The organism is Streptomyces sp. NPDC046939 (genome assembly GCF_040644575.1).
Lineage (GTDB): Bacteria > Actinomycetota > Actinomycetes > Streptomycetales > Streptomycetaceae > Streptomyces.
On record NZ_JBEYWV010000042.1, the window covers coordinates 33,111 to 49,135 of the forward strand.

The 16,025-nt window shown below is 69.7% G+C and carries 13 protein-coding genes and 3 pseudogenes; 7 read left to right on the forward strand and 9 right to left on the reverse strand.

The genetic code is table 11. The features are described from left to right. Positions 1 to 116 precede the first annotated feature (116 nt). A pseudogene (locus ABZ877_RS34465) lies at positions 117 to 326 on the forward strand (ISAzo13 family transposase); the annotation flags it as partial. A 10-nt stretch (positions 327 to 336) separates the two neighbouring features. Here the strand turns inward: ABZ877_RS34465 and ABZ877_RS34470 are convergent. The 5 genes from ABZ877_RS34470 to ABZ877_RS34490 all read right to left on the reverse strand — a co-directional run bounded on the left by ABZ877_RS34470 (position 337) and on the right by ABZ877_RS34490 (position 4,398). Then, positions 337 to 858: a GtrA family protein gene (locus tag ABZ877_RS34470; RefSeq protein ID WP_361079579.1), complete on the reverse strand. Its 522-nt coding sequence runs from the start codon at positions 856 to 858 to the stop codon at positions 337 to 339. Positions 859 to 1,527: 669 nt separating this feature from the next. Beyond that, positions 1,528 to 2,277, reverse strand: a complete 750-nt coding sequence (locus tag ABZ877_RS34475) for a hypothetical protein (RefSeq protein ID WP_361079581.1) — start codon at positions 2,275 to 2,277, stop codon at positions 1,528 to 1,530. A gap of 99 nt (positions 2,278 to 2,376) precedes the next feature. Then, positions 2,377 to 2,637 (reverse strand): hypothetical protein, encoded by a 261-nt coding sequence (locus tag ABZ877_RS34480; RefSeq protein ID WP_361079583.1) that lies wholly within the window; start codon positions 2,635 to 2,637, stop codon positions 2,377 to 2,379. 415 nt (positions 2,638 to 3,052) lie between these two features. Next, the gene (locus ABZ877_RS34485) at positions 3,053 to 3,349 is read right to left on the reverse strand and encodes a putative quinol monooxygenase (RefSeq protein WP_361079585.1); all 297 of its coding nucleotides are present in this window, start codon (positions 3,347 to 3,349) and stop codon (positions 3,053 to 3,055) included. A 38-nt stretch (positions 3,350 to 3,387) separates the two neighbouring features. Next, positions 3,388 to 4,398 carry an aldo/keto reductase gene (locus ABZ877_RS34490; RefSeq protein ID WP_361079587.1) on the reverse strand — a complete coding sequence of 337 codons (1,011 nt, stop codon included), beginning with the start codon at positions 4,396 to 4,398 and terminating at the stop codon, positions 3,388 to 3,390. A gap of 229 nt (positions 4,399 to 4,627) precedes the next feature. Between ABZ877_RS34490 and ABZ877_RS34495 the strand changes: the two genes are divergently transcribed. Both ABZ877_RS34495 and ABZ877_RS34500 read left to right on the forward strand, forming a co-directional pair. After that, on the forward strand, positions 4,628 to 5,509 hold the full coding sequence (locus ABZ877_RS34495; RefSeq protein ID WP_361079589.1) for a helix-turn-helix transcriptional regulator: 882 nt from the start codon (positions 4,628 to 4,630) through the stop codon (positions 5,507 to 5,509). Positions 5,510 to 5,970: 461 nt separating this feature from the next. Next, on the forward strand, positions 5,971 to 7,080 hold the full coding sequence (locus tag ABZ877_RS34500) for a serine hydrolase domain-containing protein (protein ID WP_361079590.1): 1,110 nt from the start codon (positions 5,971 to 5,973) through the stop codon (positions 7,078 to 7,080). Between the two features lie 113 nt (positions 7,081 to 7,193). Here ABZ877_RS34500 and ABZ877_RS34505 read toward each other — a convergent pair whose 3' ends face one another. After that, positions 7,194 to 7,805: a LysE family translocator gene (locus tag ABZ877_RS34505; RefSeq protein WP_361079592.1), complete on the reverse strand. Its 612-nt coding sequence runs from the start codon at positions 7,803 to 7,805 to the stop codon at positions 7,194 to 7,196. 228 nt (positions 7,806 to 8,033) lie between these two features. Between ABZ877_RS34505 and ABZ877_RS34510 the strand changes: the two are divergent. Together ABZ877_RS34510 and ABZ877_RS34515 are read left to right on the forward strand one after the other, a co-directional pair. Further along, positions 8,034 to 8,232 (forward strand): annotated as a pseudogene (locus ABZ877_RS34510) (IS630 family transposase); the annotation flags it as partial. Positions 8,233 to 8,866: 634 nt separating this feature from the next. Further along, a complete protein-coding gene (locus ABZ877_RS34515; RefSeq protein WP_361079594.1) occupies positions 8,867 to 10,273 on the forward strand; it encodes an erythromycin esterase family protein in 1,407 nt (468 codons plus the stop codon). A gap of 358 nt (positions 10,274 to 10,631) precedes the next feature. On the opposite strand, the gene ABZ877_RS34520 is transcribed toward ABZ877_RS34515, so the two are convergent. Then, the gene (locus ABZ877_RS34520; RefSeq protein WP_361079596.1) at positions 10,632 to 11,162 is read right to left on the reverse strand and encodes a DUF1648 domain-containing protein; all 531 of its coding nucleotides are present in this window, start codon (positions 11,160 to 11,162) and stop codon (positions 10,632 to 10,634) included. Between the two features lie 350 nt (positions 11,163 to 11,512). Here ABZ877_RS34520 and ABZ877_RS34525 point away from each other — a divergent pair, with 350 nt between their 5' ends. Further along, complete coding sequence (locus ABZ877_RS34525; RefSeq protein WP_361079598.1) at positions 11,513 to 13,594, forward strand: DUF4157 domain-containing protein; 2,082 nt, start codon at positions 11,513 to 11,515, stop codon at positions 13,592 to 13,594. Positions 13,595 to 13,761: 167 nt separating this feature from the next. Here the strand turns inward: ABZ877_RS34525 and ABZ877_RS34530 are convergent. Continuing rightward, positions 13,762 to 14,024, reverse strand: a pseudogene (locus ABZ877_RS34530) (MarR family transcriptional regulator); the annotation flags it as partial. A 64-nt stretch (positions 14,025 to 14,088) separates the two neighbouring features. Between ABZ877_RS34530 and ABZ877_RS34535 the strand changes: the two are divergent. Continuing rightward, positions 14,089 to 14,223 carry a hypothetical protein gene (locus ABZ877_RS34535; protein ID WP_361079600.1) on the forward strand — a complete coding sequence of 45 codons (135 nt, stop codon included), beginning with the start codon at positions 14,089 to 14,091 and terminating at the stop codon, positions 14,221 to 14,223. 307 nt (positions 14,224 to 14,530) lie between these two features. Here ABZ877_RS34535 and ABZ877_RS34540 read toward each other — a convergent pair whose 3' ends face one another. Beyond that, positions 14,531 to 15,886 (reverse strand): hydrolytic protein, encoded by a 1,356-nt coding sequence (locus ABZ877_RS34540; RefSeq protein ID WP_361079602.1) that lies wholly within the window; start codon positions 15,884 to 15,886, stop codon positions 14,531 to 14,533. Positions 15,887 to 16,025 lie beyond the last annotated feature (139 nt).

Sequence of the window (16,025 nt, forward strand, 5' to 3'; positions counted from 1 at the left end):
AGGGCCGGCCGCGGCCTGCCCAACCACTACCGCGCCGGTGCAAAAGGCTGCCCGAAAGCGGCAGTTGGTGTGGGACCGGATCCACAGGACGGCACGGCCGGACCCCGATCACGGGGGCCCTGGCCGCTGAACCCTTCGCAGTGCTGTTCGACAGCAGTCGGACCGCTGTGCACCGCACCCTGCTGAAAGTCAGGAAACTACTTAAGGGGCACAGCCTCATCATTGCGCCAGCGGCCACTCCGCCCTGCGCCATGACCGCTCGCGAAGCTCGGGTACGAGAGCTAAACGACAACCCCAGCATGATGATCGAGACGGCGTGTTGGTGATCGTCAGCCCTTAAGTATTGCTAGCCCTAGTAGTACCGAAACTCGCACTCTCCGGGACTCGCTCCTCGGCGCTGAAGGAAACATCATCCTGGGCCTGTCCACGGAATACCCACGTGCGGTAAGCCCAGAAGCGAAATGCCGCCCCCAGCGCAAGACCTACTACATTCTTAGCCACGTTATCGGCCATCGTCGATGTGTAGCCGAAGCCGTAGTGCGACAGAGCGAGCGCGCCGTTCTGGATCACCATCCCAACGCCACTGAAAATAACGAAGGAGACGGCCTCGCGGCTACGGCCGCTCTTGGCGCGGTCACGGTAGGTCCAGTACCGGTTCCCGATGTAATTAGTACCGATCACCACAGTGTTGGAGATGAGCCCGGAACGGACAGACTGCAGATGGGCAAAATGCAGGCACAGGTTGAACACCGCAGTGTCCACTACCCAACCGACTGCACCCACGACACCGAATTTGGCAGCCTCGCTGCCGCCCCGCTGCAGTTTCCCAAGCAGTCCCGTTAAACCACTGGCACTCAAGATTTATGCCTCATCTGTCGACAACCTGGCCAGGTTCATGGTTACCACACGCTTCGCCGCGGCCGTTGACGGCCCCGCCGTGTGCGGTGGTGCGGTCGGCGTCCAGGGTGGGCGGGGCATCGAGGATGCCAAGGCAGTCCACGATCCCGGTCCGTTCGCGTTCGGCCTTCAGCGCGCACACGATCGGCCCCCACGGCCGCACGGTCGGTCGCCGGCCGCGACGTGGACGAGGCCGGAGACCTGCTTGCGCCCGCCCAGGGCCAGCAGGGTTGCGGTGTCCAGGAGGTAGTGATCGAGGATCACGCCGCCTCGCCGCGGCGTGCAGACGGGCCTCCAGGCCGGGCCGACCGATGCCGGTGTCCTCAGGCAGGAAGAGGGGGGCAGAAGTCCATCTCGGTGACGGCGAGGAGCCCGCCCGACCGGCCCAGCCTCCACTCACGAACACTCTGCCCAACAAGCCATCCACCACATCCACATCGCGGCCCGCTGCCGACCAACCCACTGTCGCAACGCCGAGCATTCACGCACCTGGTAGCAGCACGGAGCTGACGGCAGCGCCGAAGTAGCTGCAAACCGAATGGACTTCAAGGGAGGAAGATCAGATCCACCCCCGGGGCTCGGCGCAGGCGCTGCTGCTCTGTTGGGGCAGAGTCGCCGGTCATACGGTCTTTATGCCCCGGTCACGGGTACACGAGCCAGTTCGAGGCCGGTGTCGATGCCGGATGATTGCCAACTGCGACTGAGGTGTCGGGCCATCAACCGTAGGTCCGCCGTGTCCAGTTGCGGTCGAGGTACACCGTCGTGGACCAGGTTAAGTACGGGTGCGAGCAGGTCGGAGAACAGCTCACACCAGTCCGTGAGGGAAGGGGCCTCGCGTCGGCCGATTTCGATGATCCCTTGGGAGAATCCAAGGTACGTGATGGTTTCATCGAGGTCTGCAGCAAGTTCGCCAAGGTCGCGGTTGTCGAATGCCGACGGAGCCGGTGTGTCGAAGATTTCCAGCCAGTCCGGTCCGTCGCGCAAGGCGAGAGTCAGCAGGAAGCGATATTTCGCCAGCTCGAGCTCGGTATTCGCCCAGTTGTAGCTGATGAGATCGTCGAGGTCGACCAGGTCCGTCACCCACCGGTAACGCGGCGCGCGGCGTGAACCGAGACAGACCTCCAGGAACTCCCGGACGTGACGCACCGGGCCGGAGCAAGCGGCGTCCGGCGTGAGGAATACCCCGCGGTCCTCTGTCTCGTGGAGGAAGTCGTCCGGGCTCGGCGCCGATGTGTAGTCAGCGCCGGCGAGCATGATGTGTTCGGGAGTCATCGCCATGCCGAGGCTTGGCTTGTAGAGACTGGCGACCCGGCGCGGGACGACGGTACGGCTTCCTTCGCCGGATTGCCGTGCGTACCAAGTGGGCAGCGTGGTGAGCACCCGGCCGAACATCCACGCCCAGCGCCAGTCCAGCTCTTCGTGGCCGTAGCGGCGGTGGAAAGCCTCGCGGATCTCCGCGAGGCCCTCGAGAACGTCGGGTCAGTCAGCTTGCATGCTGCGCAGCGCTGAGACGTTCATCTCGTAGCCGGATCGGGATCCGGTGTAGGGGCAGCGGCGCATGTCGTACGGGACGCCTTCGCGTACTCGGGCGGCGGCGTATCGCTCGCCGAGGGGGCGGCCGTCGTCGCTGTAGAGCAGCCGGGCGGCATCGAAGCCGAGGATGTAGAACTCGCAGAGTTCCCAGACTCGGTCGGGCGACGGCGGCTGCCCCTGGTTGGTCAGGTTCTGTATTGCGGACACGCGGGTTCCTCCGAGTGGTGCAGGCGCCAGAGTCGGCTGGTTACGGGGGGACGAGGGTATGCCGGGACAAGTCGTCACCGCTGAGCTTCACCGGCATCGGCAGCAATACCCGCTGCCAGGAGCGCGGCGTGAAGCGCCAGAAGCGGCCGTTGCCTTTCGATCGTTCCGTCTCCCCCAGGGGCCTTCACCCGTGAGGAGACACAGGCGCTGCTGGCCCGGCGCGGAGGAGCGTTCCGGAGGTGGTCGATGCCGTGCTGCGCGTGTCCATGGGACTGCCACTGCTGGTGGACCTTCTCGCGCAGACTCGGCCGGTGGTTGTTGCTGCGGTGGAGCCGGGCGGCGATCTGGTGGAGCAGGTCGTCAGACGCTTCCCGCAGTGGAGGATCCGTGCCGGACCGACGGGCGGGAGCCGGTGTCAGCCGGCCGGGGCGGGGGTCAGTCGCCGGATGGTCATGGGCTCGGCGAGGATCAGGTCCAGTACCTGCTGGACGTGGTGGAAATGGTCCGTGGTGAAGTGCTCGGCGAGTGCCTGGGGGCCGGCCCATTCCTCGACAACCACCATGCGGGCGGGCTGGTTGGGGTCGGCGTAGGGCTGGTAGGCCAGGCAGCCGGGTTCCTCCAGGGAGGGTTCGATCATCGCTTCCAGAGCGGTGCGGAGCCGATCCTCCCGGCCGGGTGCGGCGAGGCACTCCGCGATGACGGTGACAGACATGTCGGGTTCCTTTATTTGCTGCTGCGAGGTGCGGAGGTTCATGGGCGGGCGGGACCGGTGCCGGCCCCCGAAGCGGTGATCGCCGCGGTGATCTCGTCGAGGTCGGCCTCTGCCAGCCGCAGGCTTCCCGCCCCGATCCAGCCGTCGACCTGTCCGGGCCTGCGGGCCCCGACGATGGCGCCGGTGATGCCCGGCCAGGCCAGGACCCAGGCGAGGGCGACCTCGGCGACGGCGGCACCGTGGCGGTCGGCGACCGGGCGCAGCGCGTCGGCCAGCCGGAGGTTGGCCGCCAGGTCGGTGGTGAAATCGCGGTGGGCGCGACGCCAGTCGTCGGTCGACAGGTTCGCGGCGCGTTCGGCGGAGAAGGAGCCGGTCAGCAGCCCGGACTGAAGGGGCGAGTAGACGATCACGCCGGTGTCGTGGGCACGGGCCCAGGCGATCTCGGCCGCGGCCGAGCGGTTGATCGCGGAGAATGGCGGCTGGACGACGTCGACGTGGGCGATCCGCTCGGCGGCCTCAAGCAGTTCGGGCGAGTGGTTGGACAGACCGATCGCGCGGACCTTGCCCTCCGCCTTCAGATCGGCCATGACCTGCCAGTACTCCTCGATCGGCGTGGCCTTGGGCGACACCGCGCCATGACCGCCGCCGGCGTACTCCAGCGACTCGCCGGTGTCCGGCCAGTGCACCTGGTACAGGTCGATGCGGTCGACGCCGAGGCGCCGCAGCGAGTCCTCGGCCTCGCGGCGCACACTGTCGGGGCGCATGATCCGGCGCGGCGCGGCCTGCGGGTCGGCCGGGTCCCAGACCAGCCCGGCCTTGGTGAAGAGGTACGGGCGTTCCGTCTCCGGCAGGCCGGCGACCGCCTTGCCGACCAGTTCCTCGGAGTGGCCGAGGCCGTACACGGCGGCGGTGTCGATCCAGTTGACGCCGGACTCGACCGCGTGCCGGATCGCGCTGACGGATTCGGCGTCGTCGGTGGCGCCCCAGCTGAAGCGCCAACCGAGTCCGGACACCGCCCACGAGCCGAAGCCCAACCGGGTGATGTCCATGCCCGTGGTACCGAGGGGGCCGTCGGCAGTTCGGTGGTGGTCATGTCGCAGAACTCCCAGAGGTGTCGGGGGACCGGGTACCCGATGGCTGTCCGGTGCGCCGGCAGTGTTCCGGCGCACCGCCACTGTGCCGGTCCGCGCGGACCTCACCCAGGGCCGGACGGTGCCTGGGCATGGCATGACCAGGCAGACGCCACCACGGCCGGGTCGGTGCCGCGATACTTGCCGCATGCCATTGGACAGACGTAAAGAACTGGGCGAGTTCCTGCGTTCCCGCCGCGCCCGGTTGCGGCCCGAGGACCTGGGGCTGGCGCACTACGAAGACCGCCGCCGGGTGCCCGGGCTGCGCCGGGAAGAGCTGGCGCAGCTGGCCGGGGTGAGCGTGGACCACTACATCCGCCTTGAGCAGGGCCGCACCTTGCACTTCTCCGAGGCCGTCCTGGACGCGGTCGCCCGTGCCCTGCGGCTTGAGACGGTGGAGCGCGAGCACCTCTACCGGCTGGCCCGGCCCTGGTCCGAGGCGGATCGCACGGCGGCGCCGGCGCCCCAGCAGGTGCGGCCCGGTCTGCGCCGGCTGCTGGACTCTGCGGCCGACGTCCCGGCCTATGTCGTCGGCCGAACCACTGACGTCCTGGCCTGGAACCGGCTCGCGGCGGCGCTGATCACCGACTTCGGGGCGCTGCCGCCCGAGCAGCGCAATCTGGCCCGTCTGGTCTTCCTGGACGAGGGGATGCGCAGCCTGTACGCCGACTGGCACGGCAAGGCGAGAGACGTGGCCGCATATCTCCGGGTCGATGCGGGACGCCACCCCGACGATCCGCGTACCACCGAGCTGCTGGGTGAACTGTCCGAGGCCAGGCCGGAGTTCCGCCAGGCGTGGGCCGAGCACGGGCTGAAGGACAAGACGCACGGGCGCTATGTCTACCTCCATCCCGTGGTCGGCAGGCTGGACCTCGGTTTTGAGACGCTGCGCCTGCCCGACGACCCGGACCAGGCTCTGATCGCCCACACCGTCGAGGAGGGCTCGCCTTCGGAGACCGCGCTGCGGCTGCTGGCCGCCTGGGCCGAGGAGAGCGCGCAGTCCACTCCCCGGCCGCCCGGCACGCGCTGATCGCGGCATGCACTGTCAGCGGGTGCGCGGCAGCAGGCTGGCGCCTCGGTCTCGTGCAGCCAGCTTTGTCGGCGGGCGGGTACGGAGGTCGGAGCCGGGCGGGCCTTCACCTACCGCGTTCTCCTCGCCCCGCGCGAACCGCTCACCGGCCTCGAGCCGGATCTGGTCGCGCAAGCGCTGCCGCTCGGCGGTCAGCCCGCCGCCCTGTGCGTACCGCGACCACCGGCCTACCGGTCTACCGCAGGGGGGCATCGCCCGTCATCCACTACGACAACCCCGGTCAGGGCGGCCAGGTTGCCGTGGAGAGTGGAGGTTTCGATCGCGGCGGGCGTGACGTTCGACGAGGGGTGGTCATCCCCCGGGCTGCACCGGGGGCCAGCCGGGGGGCCGAGGGGAGGACAGCTGGATGGGCGTGGGCCTCCGGTGTTGGTGGGATAGGAGAAACGGATGGGGGAAACACCATGCGCGTACCTGTTTCACGCCGGGCTGTCCTGACCTTCGGTATGGCCTCGGCCCTGGCGGGCTTCACCAGGGGAACGACGGCGGCGTCGGCACTCGCCTCCAGGGGCCCGGCCACACCCTCGGCCGCCGCGACGAGCGGCGATCTCCGGAGGCAGGTGAACGCGATCCTGGCCACCGGCGTCGCGGGAGTCGGCGCGGAGGTGATGTCGCCATACGGCCGGCGCCACGCATTCGCCGGGACGCCGCGCGAAGGGCGGTTCCGGATGGGGAGTCTCACCAAGACGTTCACGGCGGTAGTCGCACTCCAGCTTGCCGAGCTGAAACTGGACACCCTCGTACGGCACTGGCTGCCGGAGGTTGCGCGGGACATCACCGTACGCGACCTGTTGCGCCATACCAGCCGCCTGCTGGACCCTGAGATCCCGGCGCTGACCAGCGCAGAGGGCTACCAGGCGGAGCGGCTGCGAAGTTACACGCCGGAGGAGCTGGTGGGCGCGGCATTGCGGCTCGGGACGGCACCTGAGAAGTGGTCGTACGCCAATACCAACTACCTGCTCACCGCGATGATCATCGAGCGGATCACCGGCCGGAGCTGGGCCGCAGAAATCACCGACCGGATCATCCGCCCCTTGGACCTCTACGCCACCAGCGCCCCCGGTAAGTCACCGTTCGTCCCCGGCCCGCACGCGCCCGGCTGGGCATCGTTCGGCACCAGGACGCCGCTCGACGTCACGCTTCTCAACCCCAGCATGGCTGTCGGCTCTGGCGCCCTCATCAGCAGCGTCCGCGACCTCAACGTCTTCTACGCCGCGCTGCTCGGCGGGAAACTGCTGCCCCCGGCGCGGCTCGCCGAGATGACCGCCACCGTACCGGCGCCCGGGATCGGCATCGAGGGCGCGCGGTACGGCCTCGGCCTCGCCGAACTGCCGCTTGCCGGCGGCGGCAGCTTCTTCTCCCACTTCGGCGAACTGCTCGGCTACCACGCCTGGGCCGGTGTCACGGCGGACGGATCGCGCACGGCGGTCGTGTATGTCACCGGGGATGTCACGGGGGCGACCATGGGCGCGATGTCCGCACTCATCGAGGGCGGCGTCGGCGGCATGCGCTGACCGCCCTGATTACGAAAGGGAGACCGACAGACCCCGACCCACAGAGGGCAGTTCGTTGATTTTGGTGGTTCTTTCATTTCCTGAAGCCGCGGGCCCCCATTCGGGCCGGAAGTCTAGGAGTGATCGGTGAGGAGGTTGGCGGCGAAACCGAGGAAAGCCACGCCGGTGATTTGTTCGAGGCGGCGGTGGAACGCGGGACGTTGGATGCGTTCGCTCAGCGCCGAGGCGGCACGGGTAAGAAGCCAGTACCAGACAGCCAGCTCGAACACGTCAATGGCGGTGAAGAGCAGCGTCGCGCTGAACATCTGTGCGTCCCGTGGGACGAACTGCGGGATCAAACTCATATAGAACACGCCCGCCTTGGGGTTGAGGAGATTCGTTCCCAGGCCGACGCGAAATGCCGCGAAGCGGTCGGCCGGGACGGTGGCGCGCCTTGCCGGCTCGGGGTCGGCCGGCTTTCTGGAATGCCAGAGTGCCATTGCTCCCAGGACGACGAGGTAGGCGGCGCCGCACACGCGGAGGGTGTTGTACGCCAGGCGGGACGCGGTCAGCAGGGCCGTCAGACCTGCTGCTGTCGCTAGGCCCCAGCCCATGCAGCCGGTGAGGATACCCAGGACGGCGGCCAGTCCGCCTGGCCTGCCCTGAGTCACGGACGTTCGGACAACGAGCAGCGAGTCGGGACCGGGGGCCATGTTGATGAGCATGGCCGTGCCGGCGAAGGCCAACCCGGCAGTGATCAAGGTGTGCGTTCAGGGGCTCCCAAGGGCATGGTGCGGAGGTACGAAGGAAGTTCATGAGAGCACGGCCGCAATGTACAGGCAATCCGCACAGGGGGTCAGCGAGCAGGTGAAAGCAGCGGTGCCGCGCTAGTGCTCTGATCGCATAGGTCGGCCGGGTCGTTGGTCGTGGCGGTTGGACGTGCGGTGACGTCCGATCCGATCGCTGGAGGCGCGGTGGCTGAGCCTGTCCGTGTGCGCAGACTGACCGACCAGGAGGGCAGAAGCTGCAGCGGATCGTGCGCCGGGGCGGCACCAGCTCGGTGCGCTATCGGCGTGCGATGGTGCTGCTGGCCTCGGTCGGCGGGAACCGGTGCCTGTGAGCGCCCAGCTCGTGCAGGCCGATGAGGACACTGTCCGGGACGTGATCAACCGCACCCGCTGGCTACTCGTCAGATCCCCACCCCCCACAAGAAGTGATCATTCACGACCAAGATCGACTTTCGCGACAAGCCCCAAGGCGGAAGCCGGATGCCCGGGAAGGGGGCAACGTCCAGCTCCAAAGAGACGGCACGTGCTGTCTGCCGCCTCGGTCTCGTGTCGTCCCAGCGTCGGACACCCTCTGACGTGGCAAGGAGGGCTGGCTGTGCTGGAAGCCGTGGGTGTGAGCGCGTTCAACGAGAGCATGTACCGGGCGGTGTTGTCGGAACCACAGTGCACGGTGGGCGATCTCCGTTGCACTACACCTCGGCGGACGGGGACGGAACCGGCGAGTACGGCTGCACGGCCATCCGGTTCGCGGCCGTGGACGCCTCCCTGCCCGGCTCCGTGCTGACCGAGACCGGGCCGCTTGATACGGGGCAACCATCCCGCCGTACGTCCGCCTCTCCCCCGCCCGCTGCAGCCGCACTGGAAGCTGTCCCGTCTCATCGAAGTTCGGCCGGTCTCAACGACGTTCGGCCCGGGGCCAGGGCTTCGGTCCCCCGATCGAAAGATGCAGCTAACCCCCGAGTCGATCAGGGGGTTTAGCGGATGGTCCGGTGCGTCCCCGCGCAGCGAGAGTAAGGCCCATGAAAACGCACGCGGTCCTGCTCACCGCCCTCCTCGTCCCGCTCGGTGCCACCCTGGCCGTCGCCCCGGCCGCCTGCGCTGCCACCCCGTCGGCCCCCGGCGCCGTACCGGCCTCCTCCACCGCGCCCGTCGATCCGGGGGCGGCCTCGTCCGCCGCTTTCCGTTCCCCCGAGGCGGCCCTCGGCCAGGTGGCCCACCCGCTGCGCACCACCGAGCCCCGCGGCAGCCTGACCGACCTCCGCCCGTTCGGCAGGATGGTCGGCGACGCCCGGGTGGTGGGCCTGGGCGAGGCCACCCACAGCTCGCACGAGTTCTTCACCGTCAAGCACCGGGTCTTGCGGTATCTGGTCGAGGAGAAGGGCTTCAGAGCCTTCGCCCTCGAAGCTCCCTGGAGCACCGGGCTGCGCCTCGACGCCTACCTCCTGCGCGGTGAGGGCAACCTGAGGCAGATCATGGACGAGGAGTTCCGGGGCACCTACCAGTTCTGGAACAACGCCGAGTACCGCGATCTGCTCCAGTGGATGCGCGCCTACAACGTCAAGCACCCCGAAGACCCGGTCCGCTTCGTCGGTGACGACAACGGGTTCGCCGGTGCCGAGCTGTACGACAAGGTGAGTGCCTACGCCGCCGTGGCCCACCCTGAACTCACCTCGCGCCTCAGCGAGCTGTACCGGGGCCTGCGGCCCACCACCGACCCCGACACGTACGTCAACGAATACCTGGCCAAGCCGCTGGCCGAACGCAAGCAGCTCGCCGAGCGGACCGGCCGGGCGATGGACCTGCTCAAGCAGCGGCCCGGCAAGGGCGCCGACGTCGACGCGTACGCCTGGGCCCTCCAGCACGCCACCGCGATCCACCAGATGACCACGCTGTACGCCTTCGACTGGGACGACCCTCAGGCCGTCCCCGACGCCATGCGCTACCGCGACCGCGTCATGGCGGAGAACGTCGCCTGGTGGCAGCGGCAGACCGGCGACAGAATCGTGCTCGGCGCCCACAACAGCCACGTCGCCCTCAGGACCTACGCCCCCAGCAGCCATCCGCAGGTGCAGGGTGAGTTCCTGCACGAGCAGTTGGGCCGCGGCTACCTGAGTATCGGCCTCACCTTCGACCGAGGCTCATTCAACGCCCTCGGCCAGGACGGCAGCGTTCACCGCTCCGCCGTGGGGCCGGCCGCGCCCGGCACCGCCGAGCACACCCTCGACCGGGTGCGATACCGCGACTTCCTGATCGACCTGCGCGACACTCCGGCGGCGGCCCGCGCCTGGCTCGCCGCACCGCACACCGTCAAGAACATCGGCGCCACCTACCCCGGGATCGCGGACGCCCCGCAGATCCGGCTCGCGGAGACACACGACATCGTCATCCATCTCCATCAGGTGGAGGCAGCCCATATGCTCCCGTAGCGCCGGGCCCCCGCAGCGCGCGGTGGCGGCGCGGTAGGCCAGCCGGTCCGGTATCCCGCGCCACCGCCGAGCCCTACACCCCCTGCTGCTTTCGCGACGGCCAGCGTCCCGGCCGCAGTGCCGACGTCACGGTACAGGCCCAAGCAGCGCCGGTGACGCCTGAGTGCACAGGAGTTGGTCCGGGCGCAGGGTGCGGGCGAGGCCGACCACGGTGGCCGGGGGCACCTGGTGCGCGAACCTTGATCATGCCTACTTTGAGTGAGGCGGGATAGCCCGCGTCAGCGGTCCCGACGCCGGCGTGCCAGATCGCTCACGGTGGTCGACTGGACCCACCAGCTTGTCCCGGCCCGCTTCCCGTTCACCGAGATCCACGCCTGCGAGGCGTCACCGCTGCCGCGGCGGTCACCGCAGTACCCACGATCAGCGGTGTGATCAGGACAACCAGCAGCCACCTGGGAACGTCCGGGTCGGGGGTAGTGCGCCACATGATCCCGCAGCCCACGAGCAGGGAGAGGCCGATGCAGGCGTTGAGCACCAAGAGCGCCCGCGCCATGCGCCGGGCCGCGGCGCGGCTCGCGGGCCGGTTGAGCACGGAGGCGGAGCGCGTGCCGAAAACGGCGTGCTGCTCGTCCAGTTCATCGCGCGGGGTCGTGCGCAGAACCAGTTCGGCACTGGCGGCTGTCAGCGCCGTCACCCCGACGTAGAGGAAGACCAGCGCGAAGGCGTTGGCCACCGAGCGGCCGGTCCAGGCATCCACCCCGCCGGTGCCGATGTGCTGCGGTATTCGTTCCGGGAGGTCGTCGTAGCGCGCCGTGCCCCAGATTCCCATGACGGCAAGGAGGACGACGCTGGGCAGGAACCACAGTCGGTACGGCGTGGACAAGACCATGGCACCGATCATCCACCCACTGCCTGAGCGACAGCGACCTGTCGGCGCCGTGCGCTCACAAGGTGGCGTCCCTTTCTTGGTGCGGCCGGGGCAGGGCGGTGCGCGGGGTCCCGGGTGGTACTTCGATGCCCCGGCCACTGGTGGGCCTTTCAGCGCGGCGACAGAGGCTGTCGACCCGGACAGCTTCACGGTCCGACCCCGAGCGGCTGCGCCGACCGCTGCGGCTGGGAGGCCGGGAGGCCGGGCGCTGAGGGCAGCGACTCTGCCCCCGCAGCCCTTACCGCTCGCCAAGGCGCGTGGCACGGTGGATCGGGCCTGCCCCACCCGTCCCGCAGGCGATGGAGGAACCGATGCCACGCGCCCGACGTCACCGGGAGGCCGAGCCGCGGGGCGCCGCAGAGACGGGGCGGCGGCAGCCGGGTGCCGAGGTCGAGGCCGGTGCGTCGCACAGTCGGGCGGCGTTCTCTCCCCAGGGCGCCCTGGCCCTGCAGCGGACCATCGGCAACCAAGCAGTGGCGGAGTTGATCGCCACTCAGCGCGCGTCCGGCCCGGCCGCAGCCGCCTCCGAGGTCGCGGACGTCCTCGACCAACCCGGCTCCCCTCTCGACACCCCGCTACGGGAGGAGATGGAGGCGCGGTTGGACGCGGACTTCTCCACGGTCCGGGTGCACGACGGTGTGACGGCGCGGCGGTCGGCCGCCGACGTGGGCGCCCGGGCGTACACCTCCGGCGAGCACATCGTGATCGGCGAGGGCGGTGGCGACCGGCACACGATCGCCCATGAGCTGGAACACGTGAAGCAGCAGCGTCTGGGGCCGGTGGCGGGGAGCGACAACGGCGCGGGCCTGTCCGTCAGCGATCCCTCGGACGCCTTCGAGCGCGCCGCCGAAGCGACGGCGACGGCCGCGCTCGCCGGTCCGGTGCCCGACCGGGGCGCCGCCGCGGCGGTCCAGCGGGCCCCGGCACGGGGGTACGGAGGCGACCCGCGCGGGTTCGCGGTCCAGCGCGCCCGGATCTCCGACGTCCGGCCGGGCCTCTCCCAGGCCGAGACGTCCGCCATCACGAACTGGCTGGCCAGCACGGAACTCGACGTCCCGGTGTCCATCCCCACAGGGAACCCGGGCACCCGGTCCGCGACGGCCAACAGCGGCCGGGCGAGCGACCCCCGGCTGCACCCGGACCTCAGGTTGGCCACGATCACCTGGGACCAACTGCTGCGCGGCACCCCGGTACGCATGGCTTACGGCGTCCGCGACGTGTACGTGACGCCGAACAGCGGTGACTCCCTCGGCGCGGCGGTGAGAGACCTCATGGAGTTGCAGGGCCTCTCGCAGATCGCCGATGACCCGGTCCTGCAGCCGTTCACCGACGCGCTGATGAACTGGCTCGTGCACCAGCGGGGCAACCGCGGCGGTGACCTGGAGGTGGTGACGACCGCGACGACGTCCGACGCGGGCCCCGGGGCCCGCGTCGTGATGGGCGGCCGTCCCGGTTGGGACGACACGGCCAACGAGATCGTCACCGCCGACGACGAGGACCGTCGGCACATCATCGCGTGGCACACCCTGCGTGACGCGTTCCAGAACGTCTTCGACCAGGCGCTGGCGCCCGGCGAGGGCATCCGTGACCGGATGCGCCGGCTCAACGACGTACTGGTGGCGGAGAGCACCTGGTCCGAACTCGACGCCGCGGAGTCGGAGACCGGTTCAGCCGGCGATGTGGAGATGACGAGCGCCCCGCAGTCGCAGGAGGGCGGCTCCTCGAGTCAGCACAGCGCCATGAGCGGCGTCGTCACCGGCCGCAGCCCCTCCCCCTCGGTCTCGGAGACCAGCAGCACGACCTCGGAAGGGCTGCGCAGCCGGTTGACCGAGACCATCACCCGGGTGATGGCCCTGCTGTCGAACAACCCGTACAACCTGTGGGCCGGCGAGAGCCTCGCCAATCAGTCGATCAACCGTGTCGGCCAGCAACTCTCAGCCCGGCTGGGGCAGTTCGAGGACGACGACGAGCTGATCGAGGAGGTACGGAGGCGGGCGGCCGAAGGTGCCGACAACGCCAACCAGGACCAGAACGTGTGGACGCGGGTCCGGGACACCCTGGAGGGCGTGGCCGCCGCCGACGCCCGCACATTCATCCAGTCGATCGTGGACTCCTTCGACATCGACATCCCGGTGACCGGCGAGGACGAGACGTCCAGCACGTACGGCAGTCTGGCGGACCAGGCGGCCGTCGTCCGCAACGTCCTGGCCACCGGCCTCGCCCAGGAGGTGCTGCAGATGAGCGGAGGTACCCTGCCCGACGACTTCGACGACCTGATCGCGCACGTGGGCGACTGGCTGCGGCGGTACCTGCGCCCGCAGACCCTGCAGACCGGCATGAACCGGGGACGCCGCCTGGTAGGCGCACGGAGCCAGCAGGGCGAGACGAGTTGATCCCTCGCCGGCCGCAGCGCCGGTGGCAGCCGAGCGGCGGGCGGACTCCAGCAGCCCTCGCCGGTCGGCGTTCACCGGGTTCGGGGGGCACGGCTGCAGTCGCCCCCGTCCCTCTCCTTTTGTCGCGTCCGTTCATGGACGGATGAGGGCCTGCTCGATCAGATCCTGGCGGTGCCGTCAGCAGTGAGGGCGAGGTGTTTGGCGCGGCGGTCGGTGGGATGCGCGTGGCGCTCGACCAGCCCCTGTTTCTCGAGCTTGTCGACGATGAAGGTGGTGTTGGAAGGCTCGCAGCTCATGCGCTCCGCGAGGTCTCGCATGGTCATCGGCCCGGTCATCTCACGCAGCGCGGTCGCCTGGGCTGCCGTCAGGCCAAGTCTGGGCGGCATTCGCGTACGTGATCGGCGATCTGCTGAGCCAGTCCGCTCACCAGACCGCACGGCTCTCGCTCTTACGGTGGCGTAGTCGCCGCCGGAAGACGCCGCGACGAGCTGACCGTGCCGAACGGGGACGTGCGACTCGCGCCGCGCGGCTGGCCGCCGAACACCACCGACGAGGTGTGGGCCGGACGCCCGGACTTCGCCTACACCGAAGGCGTCGGCAAAGGAGTCAGCCCCCTGCCCCAAGCCTGACAGCGATTTCGCATGCCGTTTCGTGATGACTCCGGGGGCGACGGTGGGGAGGTGGCGCCCGGTGAACGGCAACTGCCTCGTCCTGACCATCCCGCTTCAGGGGTAACGCCCAGTTCCGGCCAAATTATCCGCGTACCCGACTGCGCCACCGGGGCGGCGCAGTCGGGTACGCGGACGTTGAACCAGAACATAACTCGCTCAACCGGACATCCGGCGGAGACCGCGGCAGGCCCGCTTTTCGGACGCCGAGCAACCGCTTCCCTTTGCACGGCGCCTCGTCTCCCCGACGATGGAGGTGACGCCCGGTTCAATTGGTGTTGCTGAGCACCCCGCTCACGTTGAGCACTTCGTGGCATTCCTGCGCACGGCGCCCCGTGGCGGGCGTGCCCGGCTTCGCACAGGTCACCTGGGCCGTCACCGTGTCCTTCTCAGTGATCCTGATGGGGGTGACCCAGTGGTAGTCCTGATTCCGGAACGTCTCCAGCGCGATCGTCGTGATCTTGCGCTCGCCGAAGTTGATGGTCACCACCCCTTCGTCGCCCTGGAAGTTGGCGACGACGATGTCCGTGATGCCGAAGACCTTGCCCTCGGGCACCGTGTAGGTGCCGGTCTCGCTCGCACCGCCGGCGGTCTGCAGGTCGATGGTGGCCGAACTCTGCTGTCCGCCCGCGCTCCCAGTTCCCGTACCCGCACCTGTCCCGGTGCCGGTCCCGGTCCCGTCGCCCGATCCGCCGCCGCCTCCTCCCGGCTGGGAGCCCGAGCCGCTGCCGCCGGGCTGCTTGTCGGCGCCGGTGCCGCTCCCTGTGCCGTTCGAACTGCCTGGTGTCGGGCGCGGCTGGATCACCTCGTCGGCCGCCTCCTTGGCGGTGCTGCGCACGGCGGGCCGCACCAGGGTGAACCAGGCGAGCAGCAGCGCGAGCAGCGCGGCGACCACCGCGAGCAGCCACTTCGGGAAGATCGGGATCTGTACGAACTCGGCGTCCAGCGGCGCCCGGAAGTCCAGCGCGGCTTCGGGCTCGCGGTCGGCGGCGGCCTCACCGGTCTCCGCCACGGTGACCGTGAAGGGCCACACGACGGGGTTGCCGAACCACACCGGCTTCCCTGTCCGCACCCGCAGGCCCACCTCGTCGGACTCGCCCGGCTCCAGCTTCCGTTCCGTCGGACGGAACGCGAAGGCGAGCTCCTCGCCGGGCTGGGCGGGCGTGCAGCCCACCTGCACGGGGCAGTTGCCCTCGTTGCGCAGGGCGATGCGGTAGCGGCCGCGCAGCCAGCCCCGGCGGCGGCGTGGCGCGATCTCGGTACGCAGTTGCCTGAACTCCGCCACCCACACCGTGGTCTCGGGCACCCGGACCGCCTCGGGGTGCTCCGTGGGCAGGACGCGCACGGCGAGCGGCTTCTCGCCGGCCCGCACCTCCGGGGAGCGCGGGGGCGCCAGCGTGATCGTCACCGTCTCGGACGTGCCCGGGTACAGGGAGATGCGCTCCGGTTCCACGGTCGCCCAGGCAGCGCACTCGCCGACGACTTCCAGGCTGTACGCCTCGACGATGTCGCTGTCGTTGCGGACCGTCAGGCTGGTGGATGCGGTGCTGCCGGGCGTGACTGACACCTCGGGGATGTCGAGGCCGGGCGCACCGGGGCTGGGGGAGGCTGCTGGAGACGTCACGCGGCGACGCTATGGCACGGCCGGGGCCCCTTGGAGAGGCGCGAGGGCAAGGCGGCGTGCAGCCGCGGTGCCCCGGGCAACGCTCGCCGGCTCCCAAGGGAACGCCCGTGGATGGCCCCCGCCGGCGCACACCGACTCC